9 protein-coding genes, 1 tRNA gene and 1 CRISPR repeat array are annotated in these 12,190 nt (G+C 37.7%); of the genes, 6 read left to right on the forward strand and 4 right to left on the reverse strand.

Annotated features, from left to right (window positions below; genetic code table 11):
- Window positions 1–87: 87 nt before the first annotated feature.
- The gene (locus H6G59_RS01815) at window positions 88–504 is read left to right on the forward strand and encodes a hypothetical protein (RefSeq protein ID WP_199331883.1); all 417 of its coding nucleotides are present in this window, start codon (window positions 88–90) and stop codon (window positions 502–504) included.
- Window positions 505–529: 25 nt separating this feature from the next.
- Window positions 530–1,738 carry a DUF6575 domain-containing protein gene (locus H6G59_RS01820; RefSeq protein ID WP_190711457.1) on the forward strand — a complete coding sequence of 403 codons (1,209 nt, stop codon included), beginning with the start codon at window positions 530–532 and terminating at the stop codon, window positions 1,736–1,738.
- Between the two features lie 30 nt (window positions 1,739–1,768).
- On the opposite strand, the gene H6G59_RS01825 is transcribed toward H6G59_RS01820, so the two are convergent.
- From H6G59_RS01825 to H6G59_RS01835, 3 genes are read right to left on the reverse strand one after another with little or no spacing between them, the layout of a single operon-like run.
- Window positions 1,769–2,971 (reverse strand): restriction endonuclease subunit S, encoded by a 1,203-nt coding sequence (locus H6G59_RS01825; RefSeq protein WP_190711458.1) that lies wholly within the window; start codon window positions 2,969–2,971, stop codon window positions 1,769–1,771.
- A complete protein-coding gene (locus H6G59_RS01830) occupies window positions 2,962–4,482 on the reverse strand; it encodes a class I SAM-dependent DNA methyltransferase (RefSeq protein ID WP_190711459.1) in 1,521 nt (506 codons plus the stop codon). The genes H6G59_RS01825 and H6G59_RS01830 overlap by 10 nt, the downstream gene beginning before the upstream one ends.
- A gap of 60 nt (window positions 4,483–4,542) precedes the next feature.
- Window positions 4,543–4,716, reverse strand: a complete 174-nt coding sequence (locus H6G59_RS01835; protein WP_190711460.1) for a hypothetical protein — start codon at window positions 4,714–4,716, stop codon at window positions 4,543–4,545.
- A 163-nt stretch (window positions 4,717–4,879) separates the two neighbouring features.
- Between H6G59_RS01835 and cas12k the strand changes: the two genes are divergently transcribed.
- Complete coding sequence (gene cas12k / locus H6G59_RS01840) at window positions 4,880–6,790, forward strand: type V CRISPR-associated protein Cas12k (RefSeq protein WP_190711461.1); 1,911 nt, start codon at window positions 4,880–4,882, stop codon at window positions 6,788–6,790.
- A 501-nt stretch (window positions 6,791–7,291) separates the two neighbouring features.
- Window positions 7,292–7,763: a CRISPR direct-repeat array (repeat unit 37 nt; unit sequence GTTTCAACTACCATCCCGACTAGGGGTGGGTTGAAAG).
- 395 nt (window positions 7,764–8,158) lie between these two features.
- On the opposite strand, the gene H6G59_RS01845 is transcribed toward cas12k, so the two are convergent.
- A tRNA-Thr gene (locus H6G59_RS01845) sits at window positions 8,159–8,230 on the reverse strand.
- Between the two features lie 310 nt (window positions 8,231–8,540).
- On the opposite strand from H6G59_RS01845, the gene argF reads away from it, so the two are divergent.
- The 3 genes from argF to H6G59_RS01860 all read left to right on the forward strand — a co-directional run bounded on the left by argF (window position 8,541) and on the right by H6G59_RS01860 (window position 12,010).
- Window positions 8,541–9,461 (forward strand): ornithine carbamoyltransferase, encoded by a 921-nt coding sequence (gene argF, locus H6G59_RS01850; protein WP_190711462.1) that lies wholly within the window; start codon window positions 8,541–8,543, stop codon window positions 9,459–9,461.
- A 172-nt stretch (window positions 9,462–9,633) separates the two neighbouring features.
- Window positions 9,634–10,239: a transcriptional repressor LexA gene (gene lexA / locus H6G59_RS01855; RefSeq protein ID WP_190711463.1), complete on the forward strand. Its 606-nt coding sequence runs from the start codon at window positions 9,634–9,636 to the stop codon at window positions 10,237–10,239.
- Between the two features lie 298 nt (window positions 10,240–10,537).
- Complete coding sequence (locus H6G59_RS01860; protein WP_190711464.1) at window positions 10,538–12,010, forward strand: DNA phosphorothioation system restriction enzyme; 1,473 nt, start codon at window positions 10,538–10,540, stop codon at window positions 12,008–12,010.
- The last annotated feature ends 180 nt before the right edge of the window (window positions 12,011–12,190 follow it).

Genomic DNA, 12,190 nt, shown 5'->3' on the forward strand with positions numbered 1-12,190 from the left:
TTATATGTCACTTTGTAGTAGATTCATGGTAGTCAGTCTAGTAAATAAATTATAAATAGACTTGTTATTATACTTGAAAACGAAAGGATGATATATCCAAAAAACTTCCCAGATCAATGTCCTCCATCAGAATCCAATACTGCATCAGGAGAATTCTACAGATTTATTAAAAAGGCTCATCCAAAACCCCTACCAGAAGATTTTTTATCTTGGCGGCAAGAAAATCCAAATAAGGAATGTCCTCCGGGCGCATCCGAATGTCAAACCTGTGGAGTATCAGTTTATTCATCCTTGGATGATGCTAAAAACCTCTCTAGTCGTATTCCACGTTTTAAGAGTATGAACATTTCTAAGGGAATTTTGAATGAAGAACTAGGACAAATTAAACCCACTCCATCAAAAAATGGAAAATCCCATCATACTTGGTGGATACCTGAGAATACTGCACCTGATCAATTTTTTGAATTAATTGATATAAATAAAGAAGACTCTAGTAAAACATAATTAACTGATAACTACATTTATAGCCATGAGTTTTTTGCCGGAAAGGACAATATTAGGACAACTTGCAATCATAGAAGTTTATGACTTTTATGATAAACCTGTATTGTTTTCTTGCAAAAATAAATCAGGATTAACTTTTATTGTAGTTTGTGTAGATAGTTCAGATTTAGCTGAAGTATGGCTATATGCTCCTGTATCTTCATCTCGTTTTCAGAGTGTAATTAAAGGTGAAGTAGAGCTTAGACATATATTTGCTGAGACAGAAGATGCTTTTGTCTATCAAGTAGAAATTCCTTATGAAGATGAAATAAATGTCATCGTTAAAAATGTTGAATGTGATGAAATACCAGATGATTATTTACCAGAATTAGGACAATTTATTCAATCTGAATTTCAGAATAGTGAAAATATTGAAGTAGTTTCTACGCAGAAAAGAAGAGAAATTATAGATTTTGTTTTAAAATTTCCAGATAAAGATATTCAGGAAGCTCCTGTGGGTGATCTGGGGTCAATTTTATCTTCATTGCAAGAAACAATTGATGCGATAGGACAAATAAAATCAGGAAAATCGGAAAGTCACATTATACCGTTTGAAGTCAAGCAAAAGACTCAAGTTGTCATGTCCGGTGTATTTAGTGGATCATTTGGAATGCGTTTAGAAGGTACTGTGTATGAGGAAGATAGTTTAGGTTTAGGAGAATCTTTTTTGGGACAATGCTTAAAAGAATTTATACAACTAATAAATTTAGGAGCAAATTCAGAAGAATTACCAGCTAAACTAAATATTCTCAAAAAGAAAACTGCCTTTAAATATACTGAGTTGTTAATGGCTTTAACCAGGATTGGCATAAGTAAATTACAAATAAATTGGGCTTCCCCTGGTCAAAAGGTACAAGTGGGAGAAATAGAGCAAGAAACTATATCTAAGGTGATTGATGTCATTAACAATACTAAACTAAGAGCAGAAACAGAAATTTGTGTCAAAGTGAAATTAACTCAGATTAATTACAATACTAGAACCACTACTTTGCAAGAGGTAAGTTCTCGAAAAAAATATAAATGTTCTATAGCTGATTCTGCTATTAAAGATGTAAAATCTATTGAAGAAGATTCAGTTTATGTTGCAACTATTCAAGAGTATGCAATTGTCTCTACTGTTCTTAATAAGGAAAAGCACGAGTATGAATTATTAAGTTTAAAGTTAGAGGCAGAATCAGAAAATACACAAGTTTGAGATGATTACGTGATTGCGTTAAATAATCGCTCATGCTGCAATTTTCCCCTTTGCGGTTTTCGGGTTGTCTGCTGTTAATTCCCCTGTAAATGCTTTTTGCAAGATGGATTGTTTTAATTCTTTTAATGCAGCGATTTTTTGACGGTAGATATTTTCAAGGCGTTGGGTTTCAGTAAATAAGTCATCAATTTTTTGTGCAATATTTATTTGCTCTGAAATACTAGGAATCCATGTACTATATCTAAAAAGATGATCTCGGTTTACCTTCGGCATTGCTGCTCGGTCTGAACCTGAAATTGCATAATTTGTAAAATCTCGACTCATAAGAATATAAAATAAAAAATCTCTGTTTAATTCTTCATTATTAGGAAGTAGTGGATAAACATCTGCACTACAAAGCCCACTAAATTCAGGTCTACAAGCTTTCATCAAGTAAGGACGAATTTTACTATAGAGAACCATAGTTTCATCAAAAAGAAATTTTCCAGATATTAGTTGTTCTTGTCTGGCAGTTTTAACCTCTATTAGTTCCCCAGTAATAGAAATCATATTACCTGCGCCAATATGTGGTAAATCAATAAACTCTGGTTGTCGAGGATCAACGAGTTTAGATGTAATACTGCAAATATCCTCTAACTTCTTCTCTTCCCAACCTTCACCTTTTGGACTAAAAATAGAATTTAGATAACTTTCAAATAGTTCCCGTGCATTGCTCAGGTTTTTTTCAGTGTTGCTTATTGCTCTATCAATCCCCTCAAATGCCTCATCCAATATCGCTACAATTCTCTTTTGTTCTGGAAGTGGGGGAATAGGAATAGGAATAGAATTAAGTGATTTTTGATTAAGTTTTGGTTGAGCCATACCACTTACATAAGACTCAAGAGAGATAGAGTTTAAATAAAATTCAACGAAAATCTGTGTTATGTTTTCCTTAAATCGAAGTACATGAGCATGATTATTTACCCAAGTTTTACCTGTAATAGAAAATGCTATTGGATAAGTTCTAGCTAAAAGATTTGCTCCATCTTCAGATACTAAAAGTAAATCTTCATTAAAGATATAATCAGCAACGTAATCAACAATACCTGAAGCACCATAATAGGGAATGTTGCCAGATTTTCTTGAAGATTTTGTTATAGGTATTCTTTTACTATCTAGGTTTTCACAAAGTTCATCTAAATATTTTACATTCCAACCAACTGGCAACTGTCCACTATCAACTGTCAACTGCATATTATTCCCCCAATACTTTCTAAAATCTCCGCACTTTCCAGATCCAAAACTGCAATTTCATCCAAAATATCCTGCGGTTCTCTTAACCTCACTTCCTCCCCCTTATTCGGATTCTTCACCGATAAATCAAACGACTCCTGATCAATATCAGCAACATCCAATAACCAAGACTTTTCCGACTCTGCAAAAGTAGCTTGTAACTCCACAAACTCCCGTAAATCATCATCATTTAAAGGATTAGTTTTCCCCAAACTTCGCCCCGGATCTAATTGATAATACCAAATCTTTTTAGTCGCCATTTGTTCATTTATAGACTTCCCTTGATTAAAAATCGGTGTTGTCTGAATAGCGTCTAAAGGTTCTGCTTTTTCAAAAAATAAAACAACAGTTTTCACCCCCGCCCCGATAAAAGTCCCCCCAGGACAATCTAAAATAGTATGTAAATTACAACTACTCAAAAGCTCTTGACGCAAAGCACGGGAAGCATTATCAGAATTAGAAAGAAACGTATTTTTAATCACTACCGCCGCCCTACCACCAACCTTCAACATTTTGATAAAATGCTGCAAAAACAGAAACGCTGTTTCTCCAGTTTTAATATTAAAATTGTTCTGTACTTCCTTTCGTTCCTTCCCCCCAAAAGGAGGATTAGCTAAAATCACATCAAAACGATCTTTATCTTGAACATCGCTTAGATTTTCCGTCAAAGTATTAGTATGAATAATATTCGGGGCATCAATCCCATGTAAAATCATATTCATGATGCCAATAACATAAGCTAAACTTTTCTTTTCTTTCCCTGTAAAAGTATTTTTTTGCAGTATTTCCAGTTGTTTAGTAGTTAACTTACCCTGTCTTAAATAATCGTAACTCTCACATAAAAAACCCGCCGAACCACAAGCACCATCATAAATTTTTTCCCCGATTTTCGGCTTGATCACCTGAATTATTGCCCGAATTAAAGGACGTGGGGTATAATATTCTCCACCATTACGCCCCGCATTTCCCATATTTCTGATTTTCGCTTCATAGAGATGGGATAACTCGTGTTTTTCCTGCTGGGATCTAAATCTTAATTCGTCAATATATTCCAGTGCATCCCGCAAACTATAACCACTTTGAAACCTATTTTTAATCTCGCTAAAAATCTCGCCAATCTTATATTCTATCGTATCTGAACCGCTAGACCGTTCTTTAAAACTCCGTAAATAAGGGAATAACTGATCATTTACATAATCAATCAAATCATCACCAGTCAAAGCATGATCATGATCTAACTTACCATTTTTATCTTTTGGTGCTGCCCAAACTGACCAACGATGTTTTTGATCAATAATAAACGTATAGGATTCGCCACTTAATTCCGCTTTTTCAAATCGTTCCTGTTCTAAATCATCCAAATACTTCAAAAACAATAACCATGAAGTTTGTTCAGTGTAATCTAACTCCGTAGTACACCCCGCCTCTTTCCAGAGAACATCATCAATATTTTTAAAAGTTTGCTCAAACATTTAGGTTTAATCTCAGGAATTATATTTTACGAATACTTCATTAATTTTTAGCATAGCTATTTAACTCCTCTGTGACTTGTCACCCGCAGGGGAATCTTTTTTTTGTAACCAATCTCTGATCGCCTCCTCTAAAGCCGCAGTTTGCGTCACTTCCAGACGCGCACAGGCAACTTCAAACGCAATTTTTAACTCTTTGGGGATTCTTCCCCTCACCTCTCTAGTTTCTTCTGCCATCCTTATTTGAAGCTCAAGCTTGCGGCTTCTATTTTTGCACAGTATTTGAGAAAAAAAACTTTTGCGCTATTGCGCTATTGCGTCATTGCGCTATAATTAGGGGAAGTAAAAAAATAATCAACAATCATGTCACGTTTCTCAAATCCACAAAATCAAAGACACCATGAGCGTTATTACAATTCAATGTCGCTTGGTTGCTGAAGAAGACAGCCTCCGTCAACTATGGGAATTGATGACTGAAAAAAATACACCATTCATCAATGAAATTTTGCTACAGATAGGAAAACACCCAGAATTTGAAACCTGGCTAGAAAAAGGGAGAATACCTGCTGAATTACTTAAAAAACTGGGTAATTCCCTCAAAACTCAAGAACCTTTTACTGGACAGCCTGGACGTTTTTACACCTCAGCGATTACCTTAGTTGATTATCTGTATAAATCCTGGTTTGCCTTACAGAAACGCAGAAAGCAGCAAATAGAAGGGAAACAGCGTTGGCTAAAAATGCTCAAAAGTGATCAAGAACTAGAACAAGAAAGTCAATCTAGTTTAGAAGTAATCCGTACTAAAGCCACTGAACTTTTTACCAAATTTACCCCTCAGTCCGATCAAAATGACAACCAGAAAAAGGGAAAAAAGACTAAAAAAGCCACAAAATCCAAAACATCTTCAATTTTCAAAATTCTTTTAAATACTTACGAAGAAACAGAAGATATTCTTACTCGTTGCGCTCTTGCATATCTACTCAAAAATAACTGTCAAATTAGTGAAGTGGATGAAAACCTAGAAGAATTTACCAGAAATAAGCGCAGAAAAGAAATAGAAATTGAGCGATTAAAAGATCAACTCCAAAGTCGCATTCCCAAAGGTAGAGATTTAACAGGAGAAGAATGGTTAAAAACCTTAGAAATTGCTACCTTCAATGTTCCGCAAAATGAAAATGAAGCAAAAGCATGGCAAGCAGCACTTTTAAGAAAAACTGCTGAAGTTCCCTTTCCTGTAGCTTATGAATCTAACGAGGATATGACATGGTTAAAAAATGATAAGAATCGTCTCTTTGTGCGGTTCAATGGCTTGGGAAAACTTACTTTTGAGATTTACTGCGATAAACGTCATTTGCACTACTTCCAACGCTTTTTAGAGGATCAAGAAATTCTACGCAATAGTAAAAGGCAGCACTCAAGTAGTTTGTTTACTTTACGCTCAGGAAGAATTTCTTGGTTGCCAGGTGAAGAAAAAGGTGAAGATTGGAAAGTAAATCAACTAAATTTTTATTGTTATTTAGATACTCGAATGATGACTTGTGAAGGAACTAAACAGGTAGTTCACGAGAAAGTTACAGCAATTACCGAAATTTTAAATAAAGCAAAACAGAAAGATGAACTCAACGATAAACAACAAGCATTTATTACTCGTCAGCAATCAACACTAACTCGAATTAATAACCCTTTTCCTCGTCCCAGCAAACCTAATTATCAAGGTAAATCTTCTATCCTCATAGGTGTGAGTTTTGGACTAGAAAAACCAGTCACAGTAGCGGTGGTAGATGTTATTAAAAATGAAGTTATGGCTTATCGCAGTGTCAAACAACTACTTGGGGAAAACTATAATTTACTAAATCGTCAGCGACAACAACAGCAACGCCTATCTCACGAACGCCACAAAGCCCAAAAACAAAATGCACCCAACTCTTTTGGTGAATCAGAATTAGGGCAATATGTGGATAGATTGTTGGCTGATGCGATAATTGCGATCGCTAAAAAATATCAAGCTGGCAGTATAGTTTTACCAAAACTCCGCGATATGCGGGAGCAAATCAGCAGTGAAATTCAATCCAGAGCAGAGAACAGATGTCCTGGTTACAAAGAAGGCCAACAAAAATACGCTAAAGAATATCGAATTAACATTCATCGTTGGAGTTATGGAAGATTAATTGAAAGTATCAAATCACAAGCTGTACAAGCTGGAATCTCCATTGAAATTGGGACACAACCAATCAGAGGCAGTCCACAGGAAAAAGCGCGAGATTTAGGTGTTTTAGCTTACCAAGAACGTCAAACTATCAAACCAGTCTAACTTAGTTTACGAATTCGAACCTTGAAAATATAATATGGATAGAATAGCGCCGCAGTTCATGTTCTTTTGAGCCTCTGTACTGTGAAAAATCTGGGTTAGTTTGGCAGTTGGAAGACTGTCATGCTTTCTGACCCTGGTAGCTGCCCGCTTCTGATGCTGCCATCTGTAGGATTCTATAGATGGGATAGGTGCGCTCCCAGTAATAAGGAGTAAGGCGTTTAGCCGTAGTCGTTTTTATAACGGTGTGGATTTCCACAGTGGTGGCTACTGAATCACCCCCTTCGTCGGGGGAATCCTCCCAAATCTTTTTTTTTGGCAAACCATAAGCGGGGGCAAAAACCCTGGGGATCTGCCAAAACCTTGAATCCCTTGTCCAGTATTAATTTGACTCATTTGAAGAGTGATGAATATCCTCCATTGAGAGCAAAAAAACAGATTTTTTAACAGGTTTGCCAAAATCGCATCTGGAAACCTGTATTGGCAAGGGTCTAGACGGGCGCGGTTTCAACTACCATCCCGACTAGGGGTGGGTTGAAAGGTCTTAATATTTAATCCATACCCCTGACGACATAATGTTTCAACTACCATCCCGACTAGGGGTGGGTTGAAAGATAGCATTAGTCTCTATTCTCCTTTATCAAAAAGTTTCAACTACCATCCCGACTAGGGGTGGGTTGAAAGAATAATATTTGGATTTCTCTCATCTTGCAAAAAGTTTCAACTACCATCCCGACTAGGGGTGGGTTGAAAGCATTCTACTAAAGTAGGCTATTCCTTTACTAGTGCTGTTTCAACTACCATCCCGACTAGGGGTGGGTTGAAAGAATGCGGGATACGTTGGGCGATCGCATTTGATTTGGGGTTTCAACTACCATCCCGACTAGGGGTGGGTTGATAGACTAAATCCGCATTGGATGCGATGAAAAGGTTAGAAAGGTTTCAACTACCATCCCGACTAGGGGTGGGTTTATGTCTTTGGTTTACACGAATTTTGTGACAGAGGAGAGGGTTGAAAGGTGCATCCGACTTGTAAACGTATTAAAACCTACAAGCATAGAACGAAACATATATATCATTTATCACGATGATTAAAATGTAACAATTGGGCTTTGCAAAAATAGTCCTTAAATATATTTGCGAATGTACACTACCTTAAACTTCGACTTAGGTAGGCACTGCGCTCAAATTGTTCAAGTTTTTCCGTATACTAGAAGTGTAGTGGAGTCAACACCAAATCAAATCGGCGACATTAATTTGTTAACAGTATCCGATAATGATTTGACGACACTAATTCGTTAACGGAGACATTAATTTGTTAATAACGACATTAATCTGTTAACGGCGACAAATAATTAGTTATTCGACAAGAGCCAGCAGCGGGATTTGAACTCGCGACCTTCCGATTACAAGTCGGATGCACTACCACTGTGCTATGCTGGCGTTTTGGGAAGTAAGCTTTAAGCACTCACTGATTAACAATCATATCATAAATCTGAAATTTGTCTAGAGTCTAAAATAAAAAATTTCCCGCCCCACTATAGCTACTTCCTGAGCAAAAGCACAAGGATGCGGGAACGCGTAAGCAAACAGGGGGAATTTGCTATGAGTCCTAATATTATTCATCACCAAAGCTGACTTCCATTCTGTAGCTCAAAGTAACAATATTTGGTACAGTTTTAAGACTGTATCCCTTTTGAGGCGGCTGAGTGAAGGCACAGACACAGATCATTATTATTTAAACATCATCAGCATGGCAGCATTGATCGGACGAGATTTATTAGGTCTGGCGGATCTTAGTTCCACAGAACTGCAAGAACTTCTGGAATTGGCAACTCTGCTGAAGTCGCAACAGCTAAAGTTGCAGTGTAATAAAGTGTTGGGTTTGTTATTCTCTAAAGCTTCAACTCGCACGAGAGTGAGCTTTACAGTGGCCATGTACCAACTGGGTGGACAGGTAATCGATCTCAATCCTAATGTGACTCAGGTGAGTCGTGGGGAGCCTCTTCAGGATACTGCAAGGGTGTTAGATCGTTATCTGGATATTTTTGCAATTCGTACTTTTGCCCAACAGGATTTGGAAACTTTTGCCAACTATGCCGAAAGTCCTGTAATTAATGCACTGACAGATTTAGAACATCCTTGCCAGATTTTAGCTGATTTATTGACAATTCAAGAATGTTTTGGGACTTTGGCTGGTTTAACTTTGACTTATGTGGGTGATGGAAATAATGTCGCTAATTCTCTGATGTTGGGTTGTGCTTTGGTGGGAATGAATGTGCGGGTGGCTTTTCCTTCGGGATATGCACCAGATGCAGAAATTGTGGAAAAAGCGAGGACAATAGCTAATAATAAAACTGAAGTTGTTCTCACTCATGATCCAGAAGCAGCTGCTAAAGGTGCATCTGTACTTTACACTGATGTTTGGGCAAGTATGGGACAAGAGGCGGAAGCTGATAACCGTTTCCCTATTTTCCAGCCTTATCAAATTTCTGAGCAGTTATTAAGTCTTGCAGATCCTGCGGCAATTGTTTTACACTGTTTACCAGCCCATCGCGGTGAAGAAATTACTGAGGAAGTAATCGAAGGTTCTCAATCAAAAGTTTGGGATCAGGCGGAAAACCGATTACACGCTCAAAAAGCTTTACTGGCTAGTATTTTAGGGGCTAAATAGCCTTCTCCGTAATGGGTAATAGGTAATGGGTAAGAGAAATAACAATTACCAATTATTTATTACCAATTACCTCCTCCCCAATTATGATTAATCTTTGCTTCTATCTTGTTAAGGGAAGATTTTTGTAGTACTAATGTTCTAGAGACATTTGTAATTACTTCCCGAAAAAATTATGGAAAGGCTAACAGAAGCTCAACAAGAATTATACGAATGGTTGACAGAATATATCCGAATGAATCAGCATTCGCCTTCTATCCGCCAAATGATGCAAGGTATGAACCTGAAGTCACCAGCGCCCATTCAAAGCCGTTTGGAGCATTTACGCAATAAGGGATATATTGAATGGAAGGAAGGTAAGGCGCGAACGATTCGGGTTTTGCGTTCTGTTAAGCTCGGTGTGCCGATTTTAGGTACTATTGCTGCTGGGGGATTAATTGAACCTTTTACGGATGCTGTTGAACATTTAGACTTGGCTAACTTATCATTACCTGCCCATAGTTATGCTTTGCGGGTTGCTGGTGATAGCATGATTGAAGATTTGATTGCTGATGGTGATGTGGTATTTTTGCGTCCGGTAGTAGAACCCAATCAGTTAAAAAATGGGACTATTGTGGCGGCGAGAGTGGACGGACACGGTACAACATTAAAACGTTTTTATCGTCACGATGATCTTGTGACTCTCAAACCGGCAAATCCTAAGTACAATCCCATTGAAGTACCAGCAATGCAAGTACAGGTACAAGGTTCTCTAATAGGTGTTTGGCGGGATTATCACTAGGAATAAAAAAGGTGACTCTTAACAGGTGAAAGGTTACAGACGGAAGAGGTAAGAGGAAAAAGATCATACAAAATTCTTCTTCACTGTCACTTATCAACTATAGGACTACTATTTGATTTTTGAAATATACGTAGGGTGGGCATTGCCCACCAAAACCATGATACGGTGGGCATTGCCCACCCTACAAATGCTTAGATCTATTCAAGAATCAAATCGGATGCCTATATAACCTTCTTTACTGTCACTTGTTAACTACCATCTTCTTCACTGTCACCTGTCACCTATCACCTGTCACCTTATGTACCTGACGCAAAAACCAGTGCAGAAATTGCCTTCTTTCTCTCTCAAGTTACCTTATGTGGGGGAGAAAAAGGGCAGTTATCACGTTAAGCAGCCATTACCGGGATGTCCAAAAATGCCTTTATCTCTGCAATTGCGGGGATATCAGCGTGAAGCTATTACTAGCTGGTTTGCTAATAATGGCAGGGGGACTTTAAAAATGGCTACTGGTAGTGGTAAGACTATTACGGCACTGGCTATTGGTTGTGAATTGTATCAGCAGATCGGGTTACAAGTCTTGTTGGTGGTGTGTCCCTATCGTCATCTTGTTAGCCAATGGGCTAGGGAATGTGAGAAATTTAACTTGGAGCCGATTTTGGCTTTCGAGAATTTACGTAGTTGGCAAAGTCAATTATCAACGCAAATTTATAATCTGCGTTCTGGTTCTCAAGGTTTTGTGACGGTAATTACCACTAACTCGACTTTAATTGGTGATGGGTTTCAGTCGCAACTTAAATATTTTCCTGCTAAAACTCTAATTATTGGTGATGAAGCCCATAATTTGGGCGCACCTAAGTTAGAGGAAAGTTTACCCCGGAAGATAGGTTTGCGACTGGCTTTATCTGCGACTCCGGAAAGGTATTTTGATGATGGGGGAACAGAATCTTTATTAGATTATTTCGGTTCTGTTCTCCAACCTGAGTTTAGTTTACAGGATGCGATCGCACAAGGGGCTTTGGTACATTATCTTTATTATCCCGTTTTGGTAGAATTGACAGAGGCTGAAAGTATTGCCTATCTTAAGTTAACAAAAAAAATCGGCCGCTCATTATTATATCGAGAACGAGATAATGGAGATTTTGAAGACAACGAAGATATAAAATCCTTATTAATACAACGCGCAAGGTTAATTGGTACAGCAGAAAATAAGTTAACAGCTTTGCGGGAATTAATGGAAACTCGCAAAGACACAAGCCATACTCTATTTTATTGTAGTGATGGTTCTCAAGATACGGGACAGCGTTCATCTTTGCGTCAACTTAAAGCTGTTTCTAAAATTTTGGGGGTAGAATTAGGTTATAAAGTCAGCACCTACACCGCACAAACTTCTTTAGAAGAACGAGAAACTTTACGCTGTCAATTTGAAAGTGGAGAATTACAAGGTTTAGTAGCGATTCGTTGTTTAGATGAAGGTGTGGATATTCCCGCTATTCAAACTGCGGTAATTTTATCAAGTTCAGGCAATCCCCGTCAATTTATCCAACGTCGAGGAAGGGTTTTACGTCCTCATCCTGGTAAGGATAGAGCGACGATTTTTGATATGATTGTTTTACCTCCTGATTTGGATCGAGAAACTATTGAGGTGGAACGGAATTTGTTAAGGAAAGAATTGCGGCGTTTTGTTGAGTTTGCTGATTTGGCTGACAATGCTGGAGAAGCAAGGATGAAATTACTGGCTTTACAAAAGCGTTATGGGTTATTGGATATTTAAAACGCAGATGATTTATCGGCGGCGCAAAAAATTCTGGAAAGGTATTGCTAAAAGCAGTCGGCAATGTGCTATATTAATATAATGGAGCTTAAGCAAAATTTTTACAAAAGCACGCATTTCCATTATAAAAATATCACTCCTAGCGCCGCAAGTCAACCCCCTGTAACCCAAAAAAAAGGA

The sequence above is a fragment of the Anabaena lutea FACHB-196 genome, from assembly GCF_014698305.1.
In the GTDB taxonomy this organism is placed as follows: Bacteria; Cyanobacteriota; Cyanobacteriia; order Cyanobacteriales; family Nostocaceae; genus Anabaena; species Anabaena lutea.